This window comes from Streptomyces sp. NPDC059989 (assembly GCF_042736975.1).
Taxonomy (GTDB): Bacteria; Actinomycetota; Actinomycetes; order Streptomycetales; family Streptomycetaceae; genus Streptomyces.
The window spans coordinates 155,263-180,098 of sequence record NZ_JBHWUO010000006.1 but is presented as its reverse complement, the minus strand read 5'-3'; the positions used below and the strand labels follow the sequence as shown (position 1 = coordinate 180,098).

Below are 24,836 nucleotides of genomic sequence, written 5' to 3'. Positions count from 1 at the left end.
AGGGACTAGCGGGGGTCCAGGGCCAGCTGGACCACGCGGCCCTCGCGCAGGACGAGCAGGTCCGGGGATTCGTGCTCGTAGTGGCGGATCCGGCCGACCGGGCCCGGCGGGCGGATGCAGGGGGCGACCAGCATGAGGAAGTCCTCCAGCTCGGGGAGCTGTTCCTCGTGGATCTCCTGGCGGGCGGTCAGGGCCCAGCGGCCGTGGTCGCCCTGCTCGAATTCCCCGACGAGCACGCCCCCGACGCGCCACGCCGGGCCGCGGGCCGAGAGGAGGGCGCCGTCCTCGGCGGCCGGCGCGAGCTGGCGCCGTACCTCCGCGAGGACGGCCTCCGGCGTGCCCTCGACGAGGTCGAAGGCGAGGTCCAGGGCGTAGAGATCAGCCATGTGGCTGATGCTACGGGGCCGTCGGGGGCGGTTCGGAATGGGGTCGACCGGCAAGATCGGCTGCGATAGCGTGGCGCGCATCCGTGTGAGCCGCCGAAGTCTCCACCCCCGTACACAGCCCCGTTGGAGACACACCGGTGACCGTCATCTCGCCCGCCCTCGCCGCTCCCCGCCGGACCTGGCTCGCCGACCTGCCCGTGCTGGCCGTCGCCGTCGTCTGGGGCGGCAGCTATCTCGCCGCCAAGGGCATCACCGCCACGCACACCGTCGTCGCCGTGCTCGTGTTGCGGTTCGCCCTGGTGCTGCCCGTGCTCGTCGTCGCCGGGTGGGCGCGGCTGCGGGCGCTGAGCGCCGCACAGCTGCGCGGGGCCGCGGTGCTGGGCCTCGTGCTCGGCGGGATCTTCCTGCTGGAGACCTACGGGGTGGTGCAGACCTCCGCCACCAACGCCGGGCTGATCATCAGCCTGACGATGATCTTCACGCCGCTGGCCGAGGCCGCCGTACGGCGCGAGGCGCCGTCCGGTGCCTTCCTCGGTGCCGCCGCCGTATCCGTCGCGGGTGTCGTGCTGCTGACCCAGGGGGGAGGGTTCACCGCGCCCAGCCTCGGGGACCTGCTCATCCTCTGCGCCGCCCTCGCCCGCACCCTGCACGTGCTGCTGATGTCGCGCATCAAGGCCGTCCAGGACGCCGACTCGCTGTCCCTGACCACCGTGCAGCTGGGCAGCGCCGTCCTCGTGTTCGCCGTGCTGGCCGCCGTGCCCGGGACCGGGGACAGCCCCTGGGCGGCCGCCGCCGACTTCGGGGCGGGCCAGTGGGCCGGGCTGGCCTTCCTGTCGGTCTTCTGCACGCTCTTCGCCTTCTTCGTGCAGATGTGGGCCGTACGCCGGACCTCGCCCTCCCGCGTCAGCCTGCTGCTCGGCACCGAGCCCCTGTGGGCGGCCGCCGCCGGCATCGCCATCGGCGGCGAGCACCTCGGAGCCCTCGGCCTCGCGGGCGCGGCCCTCGTGCTGGCCGGCACCGCGTGGGGTCGTCGCGCCGCCGCCTGATTGTCCGAAACGGGTCCCTGTCCATGGTCAACGGCGGGCCTACGCTGGCCCCCATGCCAGTTCTGGACATCAGCAACTTAGCCGACGGCTTCAACGAGGACCCGTACCCGCACTACGCACGCTTACGGGAGAGCGGCCCCGTCCACCGCGTCAAGACGGCCGACGGGGAAGAGATCTGGCTGATCGTCGGCCACGACGAGGCCCGGCAGGCCCTCGCCCACCCCGACGTGTCGAAGAACTGGCAGACCGCCGGCCTCTACGCCGACCGCACCACCACCACCCTCAGCACCAACATGCTCCGCTCCGATCCGCCCCACCACACCCGGCTGCGCCGGCTGGTGGCCCGCGAGTTCACCTCCCGCCGGGTCGAGGCCCTGCGGCCGCGCGTCCGGCAGGTCACCGACGAGCTGCTCGACGCGATGGCCGCCGCCCCGGGCCGGCGCGCCGATCTCCTCTCCGCCTTCGCCGTGCCGCTGCCGATGACCGTCATCTGCGAACTCCTCGGCGTCCCCGACCTCGAACGCGGCCGCTTCCGCCGGTGGTCCACCGAGATCGTCGCGCCCACCGGCAAGGAGGCCGAGACCGCCGCCCTGCGCGCCATGTCCGGCTACCTCGCCGAGCTCACCGACGCCAAGCGCGCCACCCCCGGCGAGGACCTGCTCAGCGCCCTGATCCGGACCCGCGACGAGGACGGCGACCGGCTGTCCCCCGAGGAGCTGGTCGGCATGGCCTTCCTGCTGCTGGTCGCGGGCCACGAGACCACCGTGAACCTGATCGGCAACGGCGTACGGGCCCTGCTCGCCCATCCCGACCAGCTCGCGGCCCTGCGCGCCGATCCGGACGGGCTGATCGACGGCGCCGTGGAGGAGATGCTCCGCTACGACGGCCCCCTGGAGAGCGCCACCTTCCGCTTCGCGAGCGCGGACCTGGAGATCGGCGGCACCTTCATCGAGGAGGGATCCGCCGTCCTCGTCGCCCTCGCCGCGGCCGACCGCGACCCGGCGCGCTTCCCGAGGCCCGATGTCTTCGACATCCGCCGCACCGGCCAGAGCCACATGGCTTTCGGCCACGGCATCCACTTCTGCCTCGGCGCCCCGCTCGCCCGGATGGAGGGCCGCATCGCGGTCCGGGCCCTGCTGGAACGCTTCCCCGACCTGGCCGAGGACACGGAACCCGCCGCCGGGCCGCGCGAGTGGATCCCCGGCGCCCTCATCCGGGGTGTGAAGCGGCTGCCGGTCCGCTGGTAGCCGTAGGTGACCACATGCTCACGGAGCCGGCAGCTCCTCCAACCGGACCCGCCGCCGCTCGCGCCGCGACAGCTCGCACGCCTCCGCGATCCGCAGCGCGGCGAGCGCCTCACGGCCGTCGCAGGGGTTGGGGCCCTCGCCGCGCACCAGGCGGACGAAGGCCGCCAGCTCCGCCTCGTACGCCGGGGCGAACCGCTCCAGGAACCCCGTCCACGGCTTGCTCGCCGGGGGCGGGCCGTGCGGTTCCGTCGAGGCGATCGGCGTCCGGTCGTCCAGCCCGGCGGAGACCTGGTCCAGCTCGCCGGCCAGCTCCATCCGCACGTCGTAGCCGGCGCCGTTGCACCGGGTGCCGGTCGCCGTGACCAGGGTCCCGTCGTCCAGGGTCAGCACGGCCGCGGCCGTGTCGATGTCGCCCGTCTCCCGGAACCGCGCAGGACCGGCGTCCGACCCGGCCGCGTACACCTCCGCCACCTCGTGACCGGTCACCCAGCGCACCATGTCGAAGTCGTGCACCAGGCAGTCCCGGTACAGCCCGCCCGAGGTCGCCAGGTACTCCGCGGTCGGCGGCGCCGGATCGGCCGTCATCGTCCGTACGGTGTGCAGCCGGCCCAGCGTGCCCGAACGGACCAGCTCGCGGGCCGTGCGGTAGCCCGCGTCGAAGCGGCGCATGAAACCCACCTGCAGCAGCCCGCCGCCGGCCTCCACCTCGCGCAGCACGGCCAGGGAGCGGGCCAGATCCGGGGCCACCGGCTTCTCGCAGAACACCGGCAGCCCGCCGCGCACGGCCCGTACGACCAGCTCCGCGTGCCCCTCGGTCGCGCAGGCCACGACCACCGCGTCCACGCCCCAGGTGAAGACCTGCTCCACGGAGGGCGCGGCGGTGGCCCCGAGCCGGTCGGCGAGGCGTGCCGCCCGCGCGGGATCGGCGTCCGCGAGCAGGAGCGAGCCCGCATCCGGGTGGCGGGCCAGCGCCGCCGCGTGGAAGGAGCCGATCCGGCCCGTTCCGATGAGCCCGATGCGCATGCACTCAACGTGACCCCGTACGGGGGACCTGTCAATCCGCCCGCACACGCCCCGATGACCCCTCATGGTCCACTGTGGCGGATACTGGGCGGCTGGAACCGGATGGAACCGGAATGACCGAATGGTGACGGCCGGACGATGGCGACCGGCCGACGGCAGACGACGACGGACGAGACGGACGAGGGAAGGGCGCGGCGACGTGGCTAGGGTTCGGACAGGGGTACGGGTCGTGGGCGCCGTGCTCGCGGCGGTACTGGGGGCCTCGCTCGCGGGCTGCAGCAGTACGGGCGGCAAGCGCGCCGAGGAGCGGGCCAAGGCCGAGGCGCAGGGCCGGCCCGCCGTCTCCACCCCGCGCTGGACCTTCGCGATGGTCACCCACGCGGGCGATGGCGACACCTTCTGGGACATCGTCCAGAAGGGCGCCAAGGAGGCCGCGGCGAAGGACAACATCAACTTCGTCTACTCCCACGACGACCAGGCTCAGCAGCAGGCGCAGTTCGTGCAGAACGCCATCGACCAGAAGGTCGACGGGATCGTCGTCAGCCTCGCCAAGCCGGAGGCCCTCAAGGACGTCATCGCCAAGGCCGTCAAGGCCGGCATCCCGGTGGTCACGGTCAACTCCGGATCCGCCCAGTCCGCCGAGTACGGGGCGCTGACCCACATCGGCCAGGACGAGCAGATCGCGGGCGAGGCGGTCGGCACCGAGCTGAGCAGGCGCGGCCGCAAGAAGGCCGTCTGCGTCCTGCACGAGCAGGGCAACGTCGGCCACGAGCAGCGCTGCGCGGGGGCCAAGAAGACCTTCAGCGGAACGATGGAGAACCTGTACGTCGAGGGCACCAACATGCCCTCCGTCCAGGCGGCCATCCAGGCCAAGCTCCAGGCGGACCCCTCCGTCGACGCGATCCTCACCCTCGGCGCGCCCTTCGCCCCGACCGCGATCAAGGCCAAGGACGCGGCCGCGAGCAAGGCCGAGGTGGACACCTTCGACCTCAACGAGTCCGTCGCCCGTGACCTGAAGTCCGGCGCCCTCGGCTTCGCCGTCGACCAGCAGCCCTACCTCCAGGGCTACGAGGCCATCGACCTGCTCTGGCTCTACCGCTACAACGCGGACGTGCTCGGCGGCGGCCGCCCGGTCCTCACCGGACCGCAGATCGTCACCGGCGCCGAGGCCGCCAAGCTGGAAGAGTTCATCAAGCGGGGCAGCCGATGAGCACGGCCACCGCCGCCGACGAACGGCTGGCGCCCACCTCCGTCGTCCGCAAGCTGCTGGGCCGCCCCGAGCTCGGCGCGGTCGTCGGCGCCGCCGCCGTCTTCGTCTTCTTCTCCTTCGCCGCCGACAGCTTCCTGCGGGCCTCCAGCCTCAGCACGATCCTCTACTCGGCCTCCACCATCGGGATCATGGCCGTCCCGGTGGCCCTGTTGATGATCGGCGGCGAGTTCGACCTCTCCGCCGGCGTCATGGTCACCACCTCGGCGCTGTTCAGCTCGATGTTCAGCTACCAGATGACCGCCAACGTCTGGGTCGGCGTCCTCGTCTCCCTGCTGGTCACCCTGGCCGTCGGCTTCTTCAACGGCTTCATGCTGACCCGCACCAAGCTGCCGAGCTTCATCATCACGCTCGGCACCTTCCTGATGCTGACCGGCCTGAACCTCGGCTTCACCAAGCTGATCAGCGGCTCCGTCTCCACCAAGAGCATCGCCGACATGGAGGGCTTCAGCTCCGCGCGCGCCCTCTTCGCCTCGCAGTGGAACATCGGCTCGGTCACCCTGAAGGTGACCATCCTGTGGTGGCTGGCCCTGGTCGCCGTGGCCACCTGGATCCTGCTGCGCACCCGCGCCGGGAACTGGATCTTCGCCGTGGGCGGCGGGGCCGACGCGGCCCGCGCGACCGGCGTGCCCGTCGTGAAGACCCGTATCGGCCTGTACATGGGCGTGGCCCTGTGCGCCTGGATCTCCGGACAGCACATCCTCTTCTCGTTCGACGTGGTCCAGTCGGGCGAGGGCGTCGGCAACGAGTTCCTCTACATCATCGCGGCCGTCATCGGCGGCTGTCTGATGACCGGCGGCTACGGCTCCGCCATCGGCTCGGCGGTCGGCGCCTTCATCTTCGGCATGACCAGCAACGGCATCGTCTACGCCCAGTGGAACCCGGACTGGTTCAAGTTCTTCCTCGGCGCGATGCTGCTGCTCGCGACGCTGCTCAACGCATGGGTCCGCAAGCGGGCGGAGGCGAAGTGACGATGACCGTGTCCCACGAGAAGACCGCCGAGAAGGCCCCGCCCGCCCTGGTGAAGCTGACCGACGTCAGCAAGTACTACGGCAACATCCGCGCGCTCCAGGGGGTCTCCCTGGAGGTGTCGGCCGGCGAGATCACCTGCGTCCTCGGCGACAACGGCGCCGGCAAGTCCACCCTCATCAAGATCATCGCGGGGCTGCACCGGCACGACGCCGGATCCTTCGAGATCGAGGGGGAGGAGACCGTGCTCGCCAACCCGCGCGCGGCCCTCGACCGCGGCATCGCCACCGTCTACCAGGACCTGGCCGTCGTCCCCCTGATGCCGGTATGGCGCAACTTCTTCCTCGGCTCCGAGCCGACCAGGGGCCGCGGCCCCTTCCGCCGCCTCGACGTGGAGCTCATGCGCGAGACCACCCGCGCCGAGCTGCTGCGCATGGGCATCGACCTGCGCGACGTCGACCAGCCCATCGGCACCCTCTCCGGCGGCGAGCGGCAGTGCGTGGCCATCGCCCGCGCCGTCCACTTCGGCGCGAAGGTCCTCGTACTCGACGAGCCCACCGCGGCCCTCGGCGTCAAGCAGTCCGGCGTCGTCCTCAAGTACGTCGCCGCAGCCCGTGACGCGGGCCTCGGCGTGGTCCTGATCACCCACAACCCGCACCACGCCCACCTGGTCGGGGACCGGTTCGTGCTCCTCAAGCGCGGCACCATGGCGGGCAGCCACACCCGCGACTCGATCACCCTCGACGAGCTGACCCGTCAGATGGCGGGCGGCTCCGAGCTCGACGAACTGAGCCACGAACTGGAGCGAGTGGCAGAATCAGGGTCATCGGGCTCAGCAGGGCCAGACGACACCTCCGGCACCACCGCACCCACGAGGGACGACACGACTCGATGAGCACGTACCGGGACTTCACGCTCGCCCACCGGGGTTCGGCGCGAGGCACCGTCCTGCGGACCATCGGCACCCGTGAGCGCCGGTCGCACCTGACCGCCCCGCGCGTCCCGACCGTCGGCATCGACATCGGCGGCACCAAGGTGATGGCCGGGGTGGTCGACGCCGACGGCATCATCCTGGAGAAGATCCGCACCGAGACCCCGGACAAGTCCAAGAGCCCCAAGGTCGTCGAGGACACCATCGTCGAGCTGGTCCTGGACCTCTCCGACCGGCACGACGTGCACGCGGTGGGCATCGGGGCGGCCGGCTGGGTCGACGCCGACCGCTCGCGGGTGCTCTTCGCACCCCACCTGGCCTGGCGCGACGAGCCGCTGCGCGACGCCCTGCAGTCCCGGCTCGCGGTCCCGGTCATGGTCGACAACGATGCCAACACCGCCGCCTGGGCGGAATGGCGCTTCGGCGCCGGGCGCGGCGAGGACCACCTCGTCATGATCACGCTGGGCACCGGCATCGGCGGGGCCATCCTCGAAGGCGGCCAGGTCAAGCGCGGCCGGTACGGGGTCGCCGGTGAGTTCGGCCACATGCAGGTCGTCCCCGGCGGCCACCGCTGCCCCTGCGGCAACCGCGGCTGCTGGGAGCAGTACAGCTCCGGCAACGCCCTGGTCCGCGAGGCCCGCGAGCTCGCCGCCGCCGACTCCCCGGTGGCGTACAACATCATCGCCAGAGTCGGCGGCAACGTCCAGGAGATCACCGGGCCGCTCATCACCGAACTGGCCCGCGAGGGCGACGCCATGTGCGTCGAGCTGCTCCAGGACATCGGCCAGTGGCTCGGCGTCGGCATCGCCAATCTCGCGGCCGCCCTCGACCCCGCCTGCTTCGTCATCGGCGGCGGCGTCAGCGCCGCCGACGACCTGCTGATCGGCCCCGCCCGGGACGCCTTCCGCCGCCACCTCACCGGCCGCGGCTACCGGCCCGAGGCCCGGATCGCCAAGGCCCAGCTCGGCCCCGAGGCAGGTATGGTCGGAGCCGCCGACCTCGCCCGACTGGTCGCCCGCCGCTTCCGCCGCGCCACCCGCCGCCGCGTGGAGCGCTACGAACGGTACGAGCGCTACGCGCAGCAGCTGGGCCGGCGCGACACCACCGGCCCCGAGGACCAGGAACCGAAAGCGTGACACCCCCGCCCACCCTGCCCCGCCAGGCCTCCGCCCCCGACGGGGGCGGCACTCGGCCGCCCACCGCCGAGGACCGCAGGCACGTCGTCAAGCGCCGCTGGATCACCGCGATCATCATCGTGCTGCTGATCGGCGTGCCCGCGGGCTACCTGGCGATCTCCACCCAGCAGAGCCGCGAGAGCGGCCGCGACAAGGCCGCGAAGATCGGCGCCACCAAGGTGCGGCCCGGCTGGCCCTCGAAGGTGCAGCGCAGCATCTACGAGGTCCCCATCCCGGACAAGGCCTGGCGGGTCGGGTTCCTGGAGACCAACAACTGGCGCACCAGCCGGCTCTTCACCGCGTTCGCGGTCACCCCGGCGGACCTGGACGGCTTCCTCGCCTCCGTCGGCACCAGCCGGGCCGCGCTGAACCAGGGGGAGGTCGCGATCTCCCCGCACGACGCCGAGGTCGCGGGCTGGAGCTGGAGCCCGAAGGCCTCCTGGTACGGGATCACCCTGGAGCAGCCGAACCCGCGCCCCACCCGGGACATCACGGTCGACCTCACGGACCCGGAGCAGCCCAAGGTCTACGTGGTTTCCACCACCACCCCGTAAGACACCCCCTAGCCTTGGATCATGAAGCTCACCAAGCGGCTGCACTCCTGCGTTCAGCTGGAGAAGGACGGGCGCACGCTCGTCATCGACCCGGGCGCCTTCAGCGAACCGGACGCGGGCCTCGGGGCGGACGCCCTGCTGGTCACGCACGAACACCCCGACCACTTCGAGGAGGGCCGGCTGCGGGCCGCCCTCGACGCGAACCCGGCGGCCGAGCTGTGGACCCTGCGCAGCGTCGCGGAGAAGCTGGCCCCCGCCTACCCGGGCCGGGTGCACACCGTGGGCCACGGCGACGCCTTCGCCGCCGCCGGGTTCGAGGTCCAGGTGCACGGGGAACTGCACGCGGTGATCCACCCGGACATGCCGCGGATCACGAACGTCGGCTACCTGGTGGACGCTTCGCTCTTCCACCCCGGGGACGCGCTGACCGTGCCCGGGGCCCCGGTGGAGACGCTGATGCTCCCGGTGCACGCGCCCTGGAACAAGGTCTCCGAGGTGATCGACTACCTCCGCGAGGTCAAGCCGCGCCGGGCCATCGACATCCACGACGCCTACCTCGCCGACATCGCCCGCCCCATCTACGACAAGGCCCTGGACGCCCTGGGCGGCACCGACCACGGCCGACTCACCGCCGGGGACAGCGCCGACCTGTGACTGTCGGTGCCGGGCGGTAGGTTGGGACGCATGCGTATTGCCACGTTCAACGTCAACTCCATCACCGCCCGGCTGCCCCGCCTGCTGGCCTGGCTGGAGAGCTCCGGTACGGACGTCCTGTGCGTCCAGGAGACCAAGTGCTCCGCGGAGCAGTTCCCGCACGACGCGCTGCGCGAGCTGGGCTACGAATCGGCCGTCAACGCCACCGGCCGGTGGAACGGCGTGGCCCTGCTCTCCAAGGTCGGCCTCGACGACGTGGTCACGGGGCTGCCCGGCGGCCCCTTCTACGAGGACGTCGACGAGCCCCGCGCGATCTCCGCCACCTGCGGCGGGGTCCGCGTCTGGTCCGTCTACGTGCCCAACGGGCGCGAGGTCGAGCACGACCACTACGGCTACAAGCTGGACTGGTTCCGCGCCCTGACCACCGCCGTCGCCGAGGACGCGGCCGGCCCCCGCCCCTTCGCCGTGCTCGGCGACTTCAACGTGGCCCCGACCGACGAGGACGTCTACGACCCGGCCGTCTTCGCGGGCCTGACCCACGTCACCCCCGCCGAGCGGGCCGCCCTGGAGGCACTGCGCGGCGCCGGGCTCTCCGATGTGGTGCCGCGCCCCCTCAAGTACGACCGTCCGTACACGTACTGGGACTACCGCCAGCTCGCCTTCCCCAAGAACCGGGGCATGCGCATCGACCTGGTGTACGGAAACCAGCCCTTCGCCAAGGCCGTCACCGACGCCTACGTCGACCGCGAGGAGCGCAAGGGCAAGGGCGCCTCGGACCACGCGCCCGTCGTCGTGGACCTGGACCTCGACCGCTAGTGCTGTGACCGCCGCGGCATCGGAGCGTGTCCAGGCGCGCCCTGTGGCCAGCGGCGGATCCCGGTGCGACGCTGGGCGGTATGAACATCCCTTTCCTGGACAACTGGCTGAACCGGCACGATTCGGAACAGGGTGCGGGTCTCGCCGCCGCCCTGGCGGATGATCCCGAGGGCGTCGCGGAGTTGTTCTCGGAGTGCGAGATGCTGCGCGTCCAGGCGAGGGCGGCCGGGCTCGAACTGGACGAGACCCAGGCCTCGTTGGAGGCGCTCGACCAGCTGATGCCCCGCTGGCGGCGGGATCCCGAGATCGTGCCCTGGCTCGGCAACGACGCGGGCTTCTACCTCGGGACCGTGATCATCCGGACCATCGCGGGCGCCGGCTGGCAGGTCTGGCCCAACGGCCAGCCGGTGATCCGGCTGGCCTCGGGCCGGGAGCTGAACGTGATCGAATCGGGCGTTTCGTGGGCGATGACCGGCTCCCCCGAGCTCAGCCAGGCCTACGCCGAGGCCTCGGAGGGCTGACCCGCGGCGAGCTTTATGTCCCTTTTAGGCGTGTCGAAGTGAAGTGCCCTTCCTGGGCTGGATAGTTTGCGCTGACCTCGACACCGACAAGTGGGCAGGGCAGCGCATGGCCGTCGATCCGTTGATCGAGCTGCGGGACGTCAACAAGCACTTCGGACAGTTGCACGTACTCCAAGACATCAACCTCACCGTCGGCCGCGGGGAGGTGGTGGTGATCATCGGCCCCTCCGGCTCGGGGAAATCGACGCTGTGCCGGGCCATCAACCGGCTCGAAACCGTTGAATCGGGCACCATCCTCCTCGACGGACAGCCGCTGCCCGCCGAGGGCAAGGAACTGGCCCACCTGCGCGCCGAGGTCGGGATGGTCTTCCAGTCCTTCAACCTCTTCGCGCACAAGACCGTCCTCGCGAACATCTCCCTCGCGCAGATCAAGGTCCGCAAACGCCGCAGGGAGGAGGCGGACAAGCGCTCCCGGGAGCTCCTGGAGCGCGTCGGCCTCGCCGACCAGGCCGAGAAGTTCCCCGCCCAGCTCTCCGGCGGCCAGCAGCAGCGCGTCGCCATCGCCCGCGCCCTCGCCATGAACCCCAAGGCCCTGCTCTTCGACGAGCCCACCTCCGCGCTCGACCCGGAGATGATCAACGAGGTGCTGGAGGTCATGCAACAGCTGGCCAAAGAGGGCATGACCATGGTCGTGGTCACCCACGAGATGGGCTTCGCCCGCTCCGCCGCCAACCGCGTCGTGTTCATGGCCGACGGCAGGATCGTCGAGGACCGGACCCCGGAGCAGTTCTTCACCGCACCCGAGAGCGCGCGGGCCAGGGACTTCCTTTCCAAGATCCTCAAGCACTGAGGGGGGCCGGCCGATGAGACACCTCCGCGCACTGGCCCTCGCCGTGGTCCTGCTCGCCGCCGCCACCGGCTGCGGCAAGTCCGGCAGCCCGCCGGTCAAGGGACCACAGCCCGAGGACCTGCCCGCGTACAAGGTCGACACCGCCTTCCGGCTGCCCGAATCCCGCACCTGGGAGAAGGCGCGCAAGCGCGGCCACCTCGTGGTCGGCGCCAAGGAGGACCAGCCGTACATGGGGGAGAAGGACCCCGCGAGCGGCGGCTACTCCGGCTTCGACATCGAGATCGCCAAGATGATGTCGGCCTCGCTCGGCTTCGACCCCAAGACCATCGAGTTCAAGACGATCGCCTCCGCCAACCGCGAGACGGCCCTGCAGAACGGCCAGATCGACTACTACGTCGGCACCTACACGATCAACGACAACCGCAAGAAGCAGGTCGGCTTCGCCGGTCCCTACTTCATGGCGGGCCAGTCCCTCCTGGTCCGCAGGGACGAGAAGGACATCAAGGGCCCCGAGGACCTCGCGGGCAAGAAGGTCTGCTCGGCCGCCGGCTCCACCCCGTACCAGCGGCTCCAGAAGGAGTTCCCCAAGGCGGTCCTCGTCGCCTACGACACCTACTCGGTCTGCGTGGACAACCTGCTCACCTACCAGGTCGACGCCGTCTCCACCGACGACTCCATCCTCCTCGGCTACGCGGCCAAGGTCCCCGAGGAGCTCAAGGTCGTCGGCAAGCCCTTCTCCAAGGAGCCCTACGGCATCGGCGTCCCGCGCAGCGACAACGCCCTGCGCTTCGCGCTCGACGACGCCCTGGAGGCGAACGAGAAGAACGGCAACTGGAAGAAGGCCTACGAGGCCACGCTCGGCCTGTCCGGGGTGCCAGCCCCCACGCCGCCGCCCATCGACCGCTACCCGGCGGGCTGAGGGAGAGGACACCGCCATGGACGTACTCACCGAGAACTTCGCGCTCTACGGGAAGGGGTTCCTCGGCACCGTCGAGCTGACCGTCTACGCCTCCCTCCTCGCCCTGGTCCTGGGCTTCGTCATGGCCTCCTTCCGCGTCGCACCCGTCGGCTCCTTCCGGGTCTTCGGCACGGTCTGGGTCACCATCCTGCGCAACACCCCGCTCACCCTGCTCTTCTTCGCCGTACTGCTGGGCCTGCCCCGCTTCGGACTGGTCCTGCCCTTCCAGCTGTTCGCCGTCCTCGCACTCGGCTGCTACACGTCCGCCTTCATCTGCGAGGCCCTGCGCTCGGGCATCAACACCGTGCCCAAGGGCCAGGGCGAGGCCGCCCGGAGCCTCGGGATGTCCTTCGGCCAGACGCTCGGCACGGTGGTCCTCCCGCAGGCCTTCCGCTCCGTCATCCCGCCCATCGGCTCCACCCTGATCGCGCTCGCCAAGAACTCCGCGATCGCCGGCGCCTTCAGCGTCACCGAGCTGCTGGGCACGTACAAGACCCTCAACGAGCTGGGCTACAGCATCATCTGGACCTTCGTCTGGATCGCCGTCGGCTACCTGATCATCACCCTGTCCATCAGCGCGCTCTTCAACGTGCTGGAGAAGCGCTTCGGAGTCGCCCGATGACCGCGCACGCGCTCCACGGGGACATGCAGTCCACCGCCCTCTACGACATCCCCGGCCCCCAGGCCCGGCGCCGGCACTTCCTCTACGGGCTCCTGTCGACCGCGGTGATCCTCGGACTGCTGGCCTGGATCCTCTACCTGCTCTTCGACACCCAGCAGTTCACCGCCTCCAAGTGGGGCCCGTTCACCTACGAGGGCATCCAGGAGCTGCTGCTCAAGGGCCTGGGCAACACCCTCAAGGCCTTCGCCTACGCCTCGGTGCTCGCGCTCGTGCTCGGCGCGGTGCTCGCCACCGGCAGGCTCTCGGTCCACCGGCCGGTCCGCTGGCTGTCGACGCTGTGCGTGGAGTTCTTCCGGGCCATGCCGGTGCTGGTGATGATCTTCTTCATCTTCGTCGCGCTGAAGGTCCAGCCGCTGCCCGCGCTGGTGGCGGGGCTGGCCCTCTACAACGGTTCGGTGCTCGCGGAGGTCTTCCGTACTGGCATCAACTCGGTGGCCAGGGGGCAGGGCGAGGCCGCGTACGCCCTCGGCATGCGCAAGACGCAGGTGATGACCCACGTCCTCGCCCCGCAGGCGGTCCGGGCGATGCTGCCCACCATCATCAGCCAGCTGGTGGTGGCCCTGAAGGACACCTCGCTCGGCTACCTGATCACCTATGAGGAGTTCCTGCACGCGGGCAAGCTGATCGCCTCCAACCTCGACTACGACCTGCCCTTCATCCCGGTCGTGATGATCATCTCGCCGATCTACATCGGGATGTGCATCCTGCTGTCCTGGTTCGCCACCTGGGTGGCCCGGCGGGAGCGGGGCAGCCCCAAGACCAAGGCGGTGGAGGTCGCCCCGGCCGAGCCGGGAGTGGTGCTGCCGGGCCGGGAGTAGCCCCCAAGAGCCTCCCACCCCCTGGGCCCAGGGGGCGTGGGGGACCCCCACCCCGGCAGCAGCCGTGGATCACTGCTCGCGCAGCGGCACCGAGACGTACGAGGGATCGGTGCGCGGCGAGGAGAAGGTCAGCTGCGCGCCGGTGGGGTTGTGCTCGATGTAGAGCGGGTCCACGGTGTCGACGACGAGGGCGAGCCGGTGGCCCGCGGGCACGTCGTAGGCGGTGGAGAAGAGCTCCAGGTCCACGCCGAACGCCTGCCCGGGGGTGCGGCCGTGGAAGGTGTACGGGGCGTTGCTGACCAGCTTGCCGATGCCGAGCGGGCCGACGTCGTAGAGGTACGCGACGAAGGTGCCGTCGGCCTTCGTGGGCGTGACGGTGGTGTGCAGCCGGGCCGTGCCGCGGACCCGGCGGTCCTCGCCGTAGCGCTCCGACTGCCAGACCGCGGCGAAGGCGCGGGGGAGGAGCGGGACGGAGGCGGTCGGGGGCGCCTTGACGAACTGGTCGAGGATGCTGGAGAGGAAGAGGATCCCGCCGTTGGCGCCGGAGTCCACGTTGGCGAAGAGGTGCTCGCTGTCGGAGAGCGCGAGCTTCTCGGTGCCGCCGGAGCCGACCGACTTCCAGTCGGCGTAGCCCTCGTAGCCGTCGTTGCTGCGGGACTTGATCTGCACCGGGGCCTCGGTGTCGACGCCGTTGCGCTCGCCCTTGAGGTAGCGGTCGAACCAGCGGTGGGCGTTGGTCCAGGTGTCGTTGGGCAGGCCGAGCAGGCCGGTGGCCTCGGCGGTGGCGTGGTCGCCTGGGCGGAACTCAAGGCGCTTGGGCCCGGTCAGCTTCCCGAAGAACTCGGCGTACTGGTTGGGCGGGAAGATGGTGTCGCCCCAGGCGTTGCCCAGCATGATCGCGGCGCCGTTGGCGTTGATCCGGTCCACCTGCTCGGCGGCCGAGCGCTTCCTGCCCCAGTCGATCATCGCCTGCTCGTTCTCCAGCTCGGAGCCGAGGAAGTCGCCGAGGATCCGCTGGAGTTCGGGGCCGGGGCGGCCGGTGAGGTAGCCGGCGGCGCCGAGCATTCCGGCGGCCTGGAGGTGCTGGGTGCGGCCGGAGTAGATGGACTCGATGAGGTCGGCCCAGCCGCTGAGCGCGACCACGGCCTTGATGCGCGGGTCGTGCGCGGAGGCCAGCAGGCTGATGCCCGCGCCGTACGAGACGCCGCCGAGGCCGATGCGGGCGGCGTCGGCCGGGGTGGTGGCGAGGGCCCAGTCGATGACGGCGGAGACGTCGGCGATGTCCGGCGGGCCGGCCACCTCGATCATGCCGCCGGAGAGCCAGAAGCCGCGGGAGGTGTAGCTGACCACGACGTAGCCGGAGTCGGCGAGCTGCTTGGCCTGGGCGATGTATTCGATCTGCGGCATGCCCCAGCTGGTGGGCAGCACGATCAGGGGGTACTTCTGGCCGGCCTTGGCGCCGGCCGGGGTGAAGACGTTGCCCTTGAGGGTGATGCCTCCGGAGCCCGGGATGTCGTGGAAGGTCAGCCCCGACGAGGCTGCCCGGGCGTCGGCGGAGGCGGTCGCGGAGGCGGCGGGAGCCGCCTGGGCCTGGTGGGGGGCCAGGCCCAGGGCGGCTGCCGCCAGCAGGGCTGCCACGGCTGCGGCGGTGGTGGTGCGGTGGGTGCGGTCCATCAATCGCTCCTCGCGTACGCCGGGTCGTCAAAGTGACCCGACGGTAACGGGAGGGGGTTACCGAAAGTAACCCATCGGTAAGTTACGCACTGGTAACGATTGAACGAGAGTCAGTGGATCGCTCAGCCGTTCTGCGGAGCGCCGGACAGGGCGCTCTTGGCCTTCCACTGGTCCCAGGAGAGGTTCCACTCGCCGTAGCCGTTGCCGATGTCGGCGTTGCCCTTCGAGCCCTCGCCGACGACCTCGAACGGGTCGCCGACCTGCACCTCGGCGTAGAAGGACGCGGCGTTGGCGTCGCTCATCCCCACGCAGCCCGAACTGGTGTTGGCGCTGCCGAAGTTGGCGCTGTTCCACGGTGCGGCGTGGGCGTACATGCCCGACCAGGTCAGCCGCATCGAGTAGTCGACCATCTTGTCGTAGGCGTCACCGAGGCCCACCGTCTGGGAGTCCATCCGGATGGTGCCCTCCTTCGACATCAGCACCATCTTCCCGGACCAGGAGGCCTTCTTGCCGCCCGGGGTGCCGGCCGAGATCGGGATGGTCTTCACCGTCTGGCCGTCCTCGGTCACCTTCATCTTCTTGGTGTCGAGGCTGACCTCCATCCGGCGGTCCTTGCCGATCTTGAACTCGGTGTTGTAGTCCCGCGCGAAGAGTCCGCCGCCCGGGCCGGAGTCCACGCCGTTCAGGTTCATCTCGACCTTCACGTCGGTGCCGGACTTCCAGTAGTCCTTCGGCCGCCAGTCCACCCGGTCCTTGCCGGAGTAGTCCTTGAACCAGCCCCAAGAACCCTCGGTGTTGTCCGAGGTGGTGACCTTCAGCTGCTTCTCCACCTCGGCCTTGTTCTTGACCGGGTTGTCGAAGACCAGCGAGACCGGCATGGCCACGCCCACCGTGATGCCCTTGGTGATGTTGATCGAGACCTTGTTCACCTTGTCGGCGGCGGAGGTCTTGAACTGGGTGGTCGCGCTCTGGCTGTCGGTGTTCTGCGCCTCGACCTTGTAGTCCGTGCCGGGCGAGGCGTTGCGCTCCGAGGTCCAGGTCCTGCCGTCGGCGGATATCTGTCCGGGCAGCTCCCCACCCTTGCCGTCCGTCACCTTCACCAGCGAGAACTTGCCGTCGGCGAGGGTCACCTTCACGGGCTCACCGGCCTTGACCTGATCGCCCGTGAGGTTCACGGAGATCGCCATGTCCGGCTTCGGCTTGATCTCCGCCGTGCCGGACCCGCTGCCGGCCGATCCCGAGCCGCCCCCGCAGGCGGTCAGCGCGAGGGCCAGAAGTGCGGTGCCCGCCATGGCGGTGCGGCGTGTGCGGCTCAACGAAGGGCCCCTTCAAGTGGTGGTGGTAATGAACGTCCGCAAACTAGGAGCGGACAGAGCGACTTTAGGTTGCGGAACCGGGGGAAAAGATCGGTATTTCTCCTGTGACATGGACCGCAGCAAAACGGTCATCGTCCGGTCACAATCGCCGCGCACGTCGGTCACGGGCGGCTGTGAGAGTCCTGTGCATACCCCTTCGGACCGAACAGGAAGGCCGTCAGCCGTGTGTGCACTGCTCGTGACGACCGCTCAGCAGGATCAGGACCAGGAGCTGAGGGTGCGCGCCCTGTCCGTCTCCGAATACAAGTGGTTCCTTTCGCGGAACCGGAACGCGAGCTTTCTCCAATACCCGTCCTGGGCCGAGGTGAAGGACCTTTGGCGCTCGGAAAGGGTCGGATGGCACTTGCCCGACGGGACCCTCGTCGGGGCCGGACTCGTTCTCTATCGCCAATTCCCGGGCACCCGCAAATACTTCGCGTACCTCCCCGAGGGTCCCGTGGCCGACTGGTCCGACCCGTACATCGACCGCTGGCTCACCCCCCTCATGCGCCACCTGAAGGCGGCCGGGGCCTTCGCCGTCCGCATCGGCCCCACCCCCGCCTACCGCCGCTGGGACGCCGCCACCGTCAAATCGGCCACCGGGCCCGGCCGGCAGATATCCGACGTGCTCGCCACCGAGGTCGACCCCGTCGGCGCCGCCCTCGCCGACCGGCTGCGCACCCGCGGCTGGAAACGCTGCGGCGGCGAGGACGACGGCGACGCCCAGCCCCGCCACGTCTTCCGCGTGCCGCTGGCCGGCCGCACCCGCGACGAGCTGTGGTCGGGCCTGAACCAGGAGTGGCGGCGCAATGTGCGCAAGGCCACAAAGGCGGGCGTGGAGACGGTCCTCGGCACCTCGGCCGACCTGCCCGAGTTCTACCGGCTGCTGCGGATCACCGAGGAGCGCGACGGCTTCCGGCTCGGCCGCTCCCTCGCGTACTACGAGCAGCAGTACCGGGTCCTCAACGCCGAGGAACCGGGCCGGATGCGGCTCTACCTGGGCATCCACCAGGGCGAGATCCTCGCCGCCCACACGATGATCGTCGCAGGGAAGCGGGTCTGGTACCAGACCGGCGCCTCCGCCGACCACCGCCGCGAGGTCCGCCCCAGCAACGCCCTTCAGTGGCGCATGATGTGCGAAGCCCACGACCTCGGAGCGGACGAATACGACATGCGCGGGGTACCCTCCACCCTCGACCCCGACGAACGTTCCTTCGGGCTGCTGCGCTGGAAGCTCGGCACCGGCGGGCAGGTCGTCGAGACGCTCGGAGAGTGGGAGACCCCGATGGACGGATACGCCAACACGGCGCTCTACAAGGCGTTCCAGGCCTACATGGCCCGCCGGTGACCCACGGCACCACGGCCGCGGCCGCCGCGACGACCGCGCCGCACGGCGGTCCCGGCGCACCCCAGGGCGACACCGCTGCCGCCAGCGACACCGTCGCCGGCAGCGGGACCGCTGCCGGCGACGGAGCCGCTCCCGCGCCGAAGAAGACCTCCGTGCTGCGCAGCGGCGCGCTCATGGCGGCCGGCTCGATCGTCTCCCGCGCCATCGGCTTCGTCCGCTCCGCCGTCGTCGTCGCCGCCCTCGGCACCGGACTGACCGGCGACGGCTACGCCGTCGCCAACACGGTCCCGAACATCATCTACATGCTGCTCATCGGCGGCGCGCTCAACGCCGTCTTCGTGCCCGAGCTGGTGCGCGCCGCCAAGGAGCACGCCGACGGCGGTTCCGCCTACACCGACCGGCTGCTCACCGCCTGCACCGCGGCCCTCGTCGCGCTCACCGCCGTCGCGGTCCTCGCCGCCCCGCTCATCGTCTCGGCGTACACCGACTACAGCGGAGCCCAGGCGGACACCACCGTGGCGCTGGCCCGGTACTGCCTGCCGCAGATCCTCTTCTACGGGCTGTTCACCCTGCTCGGCCAGGTGCTGAACGCCCGCGGCCGGTTCGGCGCGATGATGTGGACCCCGGTCCTCAACAACTTCGTGATCATCGGCGTCTTCGGGCTCTTCCTCTACCTCTCCCACGACGCCGCGGACGGTCTCACCGCCGCCGACACCCGGCTGCTGGGCCTCGGCACCACCGCGGGCATCGTCATCCAGGCCCTGGCCCTGGTCCCCTCGCTGCGCGCCGCCGGCTTCCGCTGGCGCCCCCGCTTCGACTGGCGCGGCAGCGGCCTCGGCCGCCCGCTGCGCAACGCGGGCTGGCTGGTCATGCTCGTCTTCACCAACCAGATCGCCTACTGGGTCGTCACCCGGCTGTCCACCACCACCGGACAGCACGCCGTCGAGGCCGGCCTCGCGGGCGGCGCCGGCTACACCGCCTACAGCAACGCCTACCAGCTGTGGATGGTCCCGCAGGGCATCATCACGGTCTCGCTCGTCACGGCCCTGATGCCGCGGATGAGCTCTGCCGCCGCCGACGGCGACCTCGCCGCCGTGCGCAGGGACGTCTCCTACGCGCTGCGCTCCAGCGCCGCCCTCGTCGTCCCCGCCGCCGCGCTCTTCGCCGCCCTCGCGCCCTGGGTGATCGGCGCCGTCTTCGGCTACGGCCGCACCGGCGCCGCCGACGTCGAGGTCATGGCGGGCATGCTGGTGGCCTTCGCGCCCGGCCTGATCGCCTACTCCGCGCAGTACGTGCTCTCGCGCGGCTTCTACGCCCTGTCCGACACCCGGACCCCCTTCTTCCTCAACCTGGTCATCGCCGCGTCGAACGCCGCCCTGTCGGCCGCCGCGTACTTCCTGCTGCCCCCGCGCTGGGCGGTCACCGGCATGGCCGCGGCCTCCTCCGTCGCCTTCCTCGCGGGCGCCGCCGTGACCGCGTACACCCTCGCCCGCAGGCTCGGCCCGCGCGCGGGGACCCGTACCGAACGCCGCGCCACCGCCGTACGCACCCACCTGCGGGTGCTGGCCGCCTGCGTACCTGCGGCCGCCGCCGGATACGCCGCCGCCCGGTTCGCCGACCGGTTCGGGGACTTCGCCGCGGTCGGGGCGGGAACCGCGGTGCTGCTGCTCGTCGTCGTCCTCCTCGCCGGGCCGTTGCGCCTGACGGAGATCACCGACCAGCTGGACTCCCTGCGGCGCCGCATCGGCCGTTAGAGGGACGAAGGCGCTGAACCACCCTGGGATACTGACCCGATGCCACGCGTACTGCTGATCGAGGACGACCCTTCCATCCGCGAAGGCGTGGGCCTCGGCCTGCGCCGCCGCGGCCACGAGGTGAGCGTCGCCGAGGACGGCGAGACGGGCCTCGCCCTGATGGCCTCCTTCCGCCCCGAGCTGGTCCTGCTCGACCTGATGCTGCCCGGGATGAACGGCGTGCAGGTCTGCCGCAGGATCCGAGAGACCAGCGAGGTCCCGATCATCATGCTCACCGCGCGCGGCGACGACTTCGACATAGTCATCGGCCTGGAGGCCGGCGCCGACGACTACATCGTCAAACCCGCCCGCACCGAGGTCATAGAGGCCCGCGTCAAAGCCGTACTGCGCCGGCTCATAGACCCCGTCGGCGCCCGTCCCGAGGTCGAGCACCACGGCGAGCTCGCCGTCGACCGCAGCGGACTGACCGTCGCCAAGAACGGCGAGCGCGTCCCCCTCGCCCCCAGCGAGCTCAAGCTCCTGCTGCACCTGTCGGCCTCTCCCGAACAGGTCTTCTCCCGCCAGCAGCTGCTGGAGTACGTCTGGGACCACAGCTACCACGCCGACGCCCGGCTGGTGGACGCCTGCGTCCGCCGCCTGCGCCACAAGATCGAGGACCCGGCCCGCAGCCCCCGCTACATCCAGACCGTGCGCGGCTTCGGCTACCGCTTCGGGCCCCTGCAGGCGTCGTGAGGCGCATAGCGCCGCTGGGCCTGCGCACCCGGTTGATCGCGGCCTTCCTGCTGGTCGCCGCGATCAGCGCGGTGACCACGGCCGCCCTCACCTACCAGCAGGCGCGCACCGCCATCCTCAAGCAGAGCCAGGACACCGCCCTCAACACCCTGCGGGACCAGCTCGAACAGCAGCCCCTGAAGCTCCCGATGACCCAGGAGGACCTCCAGAAGGTCGTCATCGATCTCGGGAAACGGGCCAAACCGCACCCGTGGAGCGTCTTCGGCGAGTACGGCAGCCTCCGCGCCTCCGCCAACAGCGGCTGGGCCGCCTCCGGCGCGATCACCGACACCCTGCGCCAGAAGGTGCGCGACAACCAGTACGGCGCCTTCCAGCGGGTCGAGCTGAAGGGCGGCAACACGTACCTCACCTTCGGTGTCGCCGCCCGCTTCCACCACAACGGGTACGAGGAGCCCACCGGGGCCTTCTTCTTCGCCAGCATGCCGCTGTCCGACGAGAAGCAGACCGTCCAGGCCATGGTCGAGGCCGCCCAGACGGGCGCCGTGCCGGGCCTGGCCATCGCCGTGGTCCCCGCGCTGCTGGCCGCCCGCAGCGTGCTGCGGCCGGTCCGCGACATGCGGCGGGCCGCCCAGCGGCTGGGCCGCGGCCGCCTCGACACCCGCATCGAGGTGCGGGGCGCCGACGAACTCGCCGGCCTCGCCCGCACCTTCAACGAGACGGCCCGCGCCCTGGAGCAGTCGGTCCGCGAGCTCCAGGAGGCGGAGACCCGGGCCCGCCGGTTCGCCTCCGACGTCTCCCACGAACTGCGCACGCCCCTCGCCGGAATGCTCGCCGTCACCGAAGTGCTCGACGAGGACGCCGAGCAGCTCGACCCCGACACCGCCAAGGCCCTGCGCCTGGTCAGCGCCGAGACCGGCAAACTCGCCGTCCTCGTCGAGGACCTGATGGAGATCTCCCGCTTCGACGCCCGCGCCGCCGAGCTCAACCTCGACGACGTGGACGTCGCCGAAGCCGTGGCCAAGACCCTGGAACGGCGGCGCTGGGACGACGGCAGCGTCTTCACCGTCTTCACCGAGCTGCCGGCCGGGGTCCGCGCCCGGCTCGACCCGCGCCGCTTCGACGTGATCCTCGCCAACCTCGTCGGCAACGCCCTGCGCCACGGCGGAGCCCCCGTCCGCGTCACCGTACGGACGGCGCCGGGCGCAAAGGACGGCGAGCGGCTGCTGATCGAGGTCGCCGACAGCGGGCCCGGCATCGCCCCCGAGGTGCTGCCGCACATCTTCGACCGCTTCTTCAAGGCCGACGCCGCCCGCACCCGCTCCGCGGGCAGCGGCCTCGGGCTCGCCATCACCCTGGAGAACGTCCGCCTGCACGGCGGCACCCTGCTGGCGGGCAACGGTCCGGCCGGGGGAGCGGTGTTCACCCTCGACATGCCGCTGGAGGCCCGGGAATGACAGCGCGGAAGGCATGGAAGGCATGGAAGGCATGGAAGGCGCGGAAGGCGCGGAAGGGGTGGATGCGGGGCGGCGCTGCGGCCGCGACGCTGGCGGGCTGCGCCCTGCTGCTCGCCGGATGCGGGATCAAACCCACCGGGGTGATCGAGAGCGGGCACGCCGCCACCGTCGAGGTACCGGGCGCGGGAGGCCCCGTCCTCTACTTCGTCTCGCGCGAGGGTGACCGGCTCGTCCCGGCCCCCGTGTTCTCGGACGGCTACCGGATGGAAGCCGCCTCGCTCCTCCAGATGCTGCTGGCGGGCCCGGCCGGCCGCGCCCGGGAGGCCGGGCTCACCACGGCGCTGCCCCCGCCCGGCGACGCGCGCCAGGCAAGCGTGGCGTTCGCCGAGCCGGCGGACAGCGAACTGGTCACGGCCCAGCTGCCGTTCAAGGTGGGCGACCTGTCGGAGCTGGCCCGCGGCCAGCTCGTGTGCACCCTCGCCTTCGCCGGCGCCCCGGGCACCCTGAACCGGGTCACCCTCCGGGGCACCGACACCGCGCTCAGCCCCGCCGAGTGCGAGCTGGTGAGCTGACGGTCGTCCACGGGCGCGGGCACGCCGTCGGCCCCTTGCGGGCGGGGCCGCGCACCCGTCACGGTGGCCCCATGGACCCCGCCGCGGACGTGCCCGACGTCTTCGACCCCCGCATCTACGCCGAGGGCGTCCCGCACGCCCGCTACCGGCTGCTGCGCGAGCACCACCCGGTGGCCTGGCAGGCCGAGCCGGAGATCCGGGGCTGGCCCGCGGGCCCCGGCTTCTGGGCCGTCACCCGGCACGCCGACGTCGTCCGCGTCCTGCGCGACCACCGCACCTACTCCTCCTGGCTGGGCGCCACCCAGATCCGCGACCCCGACCCGGCCGACCTGCCCTTCCTACGGCGCACCATGCTCAACCAGGACCCGGACAAGGCCGCCGGGGACCACGGACGGCTGCGGCGGCTCGTCTCCCGCGCCTTCACCCCCGCCCGCGTCGACGCCTTCGCCGGGCGGGTGCGGGACCGCGCCCGCAGCCTGCTCGCCGCCGCCCGGGACCAGGCCGAGGAGGGGGCCGCCGACCTCGTGCGCACCGTCACCGACGAGTACGCGCTGCTCAACCTCACCGACCTGCTGGGCGTCCCGCCCGCCGACCGGGGCCTGCTGCTGGAGTGGACCGTACGGGTCATCGGCTACCAGGATCCCGAGGACGCGCCCGCACCCCGGCTCGGCCCGGACGGCAAGCCGCTGAACCCGCGCTCGCCGGCGCTGCTCGGCGAGATGTTCGCGTACGCCCGCGAACTGGCCGCCCACAAGCGGGCGCACCCCGGCGACGACGTGATGACCGCCCTCGCCGAGGCCCGGCTCGACCCGGCGGAGCTGGAGATGTTCTTCTTCCTGCTCACCGTCGCCGGCAACGACACCGTGCGCAGCGCCGCCCCCGGCGGGCTGCTCGCGCTCGCCCACGCCCCGGACGCCTACCGGCGGCTCGCCGCAGGGCACGTCCCGGTGGAGCGGGCCGTCGACGAACTCCTGCGCGTCCACCCGCCGGTGCTCAGCTTCCGCCGCACGGCCGCCGCCGACACCGAGCTGGCCGGGCAGCCGATCCGGGCCGGGGACAAGGTGGTCGTCTTCCACGCCTCCGCCAACCACGACGAGCGCGTCTTCACCGACCCCGACCGCCTCGACCTCGGCCGGGCGCCCAACCCGCACGTCTCCTTCGGGGACGGCCCGCACGTATGCCTGGGTGCCCACTTCGCCAGGCTCCAGCTGCGCACCCTCTACGAGGAGTGGTGCGCGGCCATGCCGCCGCCCGAACTCGCGGGCCCGCCGCGGCGGCTGGTCTCGAACTTCATCAACGGGATCACGCGACTGCCGCTGCGGGTGTGCGGGCCTCGCGGGTGACATCGGCCACCAGCTCCGTCACATCCGGCCCGTAGGCGTCGGAGTTGATCACCTTCAGCAGCACGCAGAAGGACTCGCCGCCGTACTTGCGGGCCAGCTGCCGGTGGTGCCGGGCGAGGTAGCGGGCCGCGGCCTGGTTGCTGTTGGCGGTCTGCCCCGACAGCAGGAACACCGGCCGGGAGCCCTGCCCGGTCGTCAGCCGCGCCAGCAGCACGTACTCGACCTGGCCCTTCTCCCAGCGGTACGTCTCCCCGCCCACGTTGATCGAACCCCGGTCCGGTCCGGGCTCGGTGGAGACGTCGACCCGCACCCCCGGGAGCATGGAGGCCAGGTGCGCCGTCGTCCTGGTGTTGGAGACCGGCCCGCCGACACAGAACTCGGCGCGCTCGCCGAAGCCCTGCCGGGCCGCGTCATGGGTGACGATCTGGACGTTCGCCCCGCAGTCCTTGATCAGGGCGGAGATCTCCAGCAGCGCGAAGGCGTCGTTGCGGTGCAGCGAGGAATCGGTGCCGCCCATCTGCCGGTTGACCACGAACAGGCAGTCGGAGCCGGTCGGCAGGCCGAAGAAGACCTGCTTGCGGCGGAGCGCGCGGCGCCACTGGTAGGTCCGGGTGAACCAGCCGAACCCGCCACTGAGGGCGGTGGCTATCACCCCCAACACGATGTTGCGCACGTCGTCGTTCATGCGCCGGATGCTAGGGCATCCG

The 24,836-nt window shown here is 71.3% G+C and carries 25 protein-coding genes; 20 read left to right on the top strand and 5 right to left on the bottom strand.

What is annotated here, in order from left to right; genetic code table 11:
• Positions 1–5 precede the first annotated feature (5 nt).
• A complete protein-coding gene (locus ACFWBN_RS07960) occupies positions 6–386 on the bottom strand; it encodes a hypothetical protein (RefSeq protein ID WP_385172271.1) in 381 nt (126 codons plus the stop codon).
• A gap of 137 nt (positions 387–523) precedes the next feature.
• Here ACFWBN_RS07960 and ACFWBN_RS07955 point away from each other — a divergent pair, with 137 nt between their 5' ends.
• Positions 524–1,432 (top strand): DMT family transporter, encoded by a 909-nt coding sequence (locus tag ACFWBN_RS07955; protein WP_385172268.1) that lies wholly within the window; start codon positions 524–526, stop codon positions 1,430–1,432.
• A 53-nt stretch (positions 1,433–1,485) separates the two neighbouring features.
• Positions 1,486–2,679 (top strand): cytochrome P450, encoded by a 1,194-nt coding sequence (locus ACFWBN_RS07950; RefSeq protein WP_385172266.1) that lies wholly within the window; start codon positions 1,486–1,488, stop codon positions 2,677–2,679.
• Positions 2,680–2,697: 18 nt separating this feature from the next.
• On the opposite strand, the gene ACFWBN_RS07945 is transcribed toward ACFWBN_RS07950, so the two are convergent.
• Entirely contained in the window at positions 2,698–3,702 is a 1,005-nt protein-coding gene (locus ACFWBN_RS07945; RefSeq protein ID WP_385172263.1) for a Gfo/Idh/MocA family oxidoreductase, read from the bottom strand.
• Positions 3,703–3,931: 229 nt separating this feature from the next.
• On the opposite strand from ACFWBN_RS07945, the gene ACFWBN_RS07940 reads away from it, so the two are divergent.
• The 12 genes from ACFWBN_RS07940 to ACFWBN_RS07885 all read left to right on the top strand — a co-directional run bounded on the left by ACFWBN_RS07940 (position 3,932) and on the right by ACFWBN_RS07885 (position 13,897).
• Positions 3,932–4,912 carry a substrate-binding domain-containing protein gene (locus ACFWBN_RS07940; protein WP_385172260.1) on the top strand — a complete coding sequence of 327 codons (981 nt, stop codon included), beginning with the start codon at positions 3,932–3,934 and terminating at the stop codon, positions 4,910–4,912.
• Positions 4,909–5,940, top strand: a complete 1,032-nt coding sequence (locus ACFWBN_RS07935) for an ABC transporter permease (RefSeq protein ID WP_385172258.1) — start codon at positions 4,909–4,911, stop codon at positions 5,938–5,940. The genes ACFWBN_RS07940 and ACFWBN_RS07935 overlap by 4 nt, the downstream gene beginning before the upstream one ends.
• Positions 5,941–5,942: 2 nt before the next feature.
• Positions 5,943–6,833 (top strand): ATP-binding cassette domain-containing protein, encoded by an 891-nt coding sequence (locus tag ACFWBN_RS07930; RefSeq protein WP_385172422.1) that lies wholly within the window; start codon positions 5,943–5,945, stop codon positions 6,831–6,833.
• On the top strand, positions 6,830–8,005 hold the full coding sequence (locus ACFWBN_RS07925) for an ROK family glucokinase (RefSeq protein ID WP_385172255.1): 1,176 nt from the start codon (positions 6,830–6,832) through the stop codon (positions 8,003–8,005). Before ACFWBN_RS07930 ends, ACFWBN_RS07925 begins: the two co-directional genes overlap by 4 nt.
• The gene (locus tag ACFWBN_RS07920; protein ID WP_385172252.1) at positions 8,002–8,598 is read left to right on the top strand and encodes a hypothetical protein; all 597 of its coding nucleotides are present in this window, start codon (positions 8,002–8,004) and stop codon (positions 8,596–8,598) included. Before ACFWBN_RS07925 ends, ACFWBN_RS07920 begins: the two co-directional genes overlap by 4 nt.
• Positions 8,599–8,619: 21 nt before the next feature.
• On the top strand, positions 8,620–9,252 hold the full coding sequence (locus ACFWBN_RS07915) for an MBL fold metallo-hydrolase (protein ID WP_385172249.1): 633 nt from the start codon (positions 8,620–8,622) through the stop codon (positions 9,250–9,252).
• 30 nt (positions 9,253–9,282) lie between these two features.
• On the top strand, positions 9,283–10,068 hold the full coding sequence (locus ACFWBN_RS07910) for an exodeoxyribonuclease III (RefSeq protein ID WP_385172246.1): 786 nt from the start codon (positions 9,283–9,285) through the stop codon (positions 10,066–10,068).
• 80 nt (positions 10,069–10,148) lie between these two features.
• Positions 10,149–10,589 carry a DUF6278 family protein gene (locus tag ACFWBN_RS07905; protein WP_385172244.1) on the top strand — a complete coding sequence of 147 codons (441 nt, stop codon included), beginning with the start codon at positions 10,149–10,151 and terminating at the stop codon, positions 10,587–10,589.
• A gap of 106 nt (positions 10,590–10,695) precedes the next feature.
• The gene (locus ACFWBN_RS07900; protein ID WP_385172241.1) at positions 10,696–11,439 is read left to right on the top strand and encodes an amino acid ABC transporter ATP-binding protein; all 744 of its coding nucleotides are present in this window, start codon (positions 10,696–10,698) and stop codon (positions 11,437–11,439) included.
• Between the two features lie 13 nt (positions 11,440–11,452).
• Positions 11,453–12,358: a glutamate ABC transporter substrate-binding protein gene (locus ACFWBN_RS07895; protein WP_385172239.1), complete on the top strand. Its 906-nt coding sequence runs from the start codon at positions 11,453–11,455 to the stop codon at positions 12,356–12,358.
• Positions 12,359–12,374: 16 nt separating this feature from the next.
• Positions 12,375–13,019: an amino acid ABC transporter permease gene (locus tag ACFWBN_RS07890; protein ID WP_385172236.1), complete on the top strand. Its 645-nt coding sequence runs from the start codon at positions 12,375–12,377 to the stop codon at positions 13,017–13,019.
• Positions 13,016–13,897, top strand: coding sequence for an amino acid ABC transporter permease (locus ACFWBN_RS07885; RefSeq protein ID WP_385172233.1), 882 nt, complete (start codon positions 13,016–13,018; stop codon positions 13,895–13,897). Before ACFWBN_RS07890 ends, ACFWBN_RS07885 begins: the two co-directional genes overlap by 4 nt.
• Before the next feature lie 69 nt (positions 13,898–13,966).
• Here ACFWBN_RS07885 and ACFWBN_RS07880 read toward each other — a convergent pair whose 3' ends face one another.
• Together ACFWBN_RS07880 and ACFWBN_RS07875 are read right to left on the bottom strand one after the other, a co-directional pair.
• Complete coding sequence (locus ACFWBN_RS07880; protein ID WP_385172231.1) at positions 13,967–15,571, bottom strand: CocE/NonD family hydrolase; 1,605 nt, start codon at positions 15,569–15,571, stop codon at positions 13,967–13,969.
• A gap of 122 nt (positions 15,572–15,693) precedes the next feature.
• On the bottom strand, positions 15,694–16,863 hold the full coding sequence (locus ACFWBN_RS07875) for an Ig-like domain-containing protein (protein WP_385172419.1): 1,170 nt from the start codon (positions 16,861–16,863) through the stop codon (positions 15,694–15,696).
• Between the two features lie 247 nt (positions 16,864–17,110).
• On the opposite strand from ACFWBN_RS07875, the gene ACFWBN_RS07870 reads away from it, so the two are divergent.
• The 6 genes from ACFWBN_RS07870 (at position 17,111) to ACFWBN_RS07845 (ending at position 24,129) form a co-directional block, all read left to right on the top strand.
• Positions 17,111–18,274 carry a lipid II:glycine glycyltransferase FemX gene (locus ACFWBN_RS07870; protein ID WP_385172228.1) on the top strand — a complete coding sequence of 388 codons (1,164 nt, stop codon included), beginning with the start codon at positions 17,111–17,113 and terminating at the stop codon, positions 18,272–18,274.
• 152 nt (positions 18,275–18,426) lie between these two features.
• Positions 18,427–20,028: a murein biosynthesis integral membrane protein MurJ gene (gene murJ / locus ACFWBN_RS07865; RefSeq protein WP_385172416.1), complete on the top strand. Its 1,602-nt coding sequence runs from the start codon at positions 18,427–18,429 to the stop codon at positions 20,026–20,028.
• A gap of 39 nt (positions 20,029–20,067) precedes the next feature.
• Positions 20,068–20,760: a response regulator gene (locus tag ACFWBN_RS07860; protein ID WP_385172226.1), complete on the top strand. Its 693-nt coding sequence runs from the start codon at positions 20,068–20,070 to the stop codon at positions 20,758–20,760.
• A complete protein-coding gene (locus tag ACFWBN_RS07855; protein WP_385172224.1) occupies positions 20,757–22,214 on the top strand; it encodes an ATP-binding protein in 1,458 nt (485 codons plus the stop codon). Before ACFWBN_RS07860 ends, ACFWBN_RS07855 begins: the two co-directional genes overlap by 4 nt.
• Before the next feature lie 62 nt (positions 22,215–22,276).
• Positions 22,277–22,786: a GerMN domain-containing protein gene (locus ACFWBN_RS07850; protein WP_385172221.1), complete on the top strand. Its 510-nt coding sequence runs from the start codon at positions 22,277–22,279 to the stop codon at positions 22,784–22,786.
• Positions 22,787–22,857: 71 nt separating this feature from the next.
• Complete coding sequence (locus ACFWBN_RS07845; RefSeq protein WP_385172218.1) at positions 22,858–24,129, top strand: cytochrome P450; 1,272 nt, start codon at positions 22,858–22,860, stop codon at positions 24,127–24,129.
• On the opposite strand, the gene ACFWBN_RS07840 is transcribed toward ACFWBN_RS07845, so the two are convergent.
• Positions 24,089–24,814: a hypothetical protein gene (locus tag ACFWBN_RS07840; RefSeq protein ID WP_385172215.1), complete on the bottom strand. Its 726-nt coding sequence runs from the start codon at positions 24,812–24,814 to the stop codon at positions 24,089–24,091. The two genes, ACFWBN_RS07845 and ACFWBN_RS07840, sit on opposite strands and share 41 nt — an antisense overlap.
• Positions 24,815–24,836 lie beyond the last annotated feature (22 nt).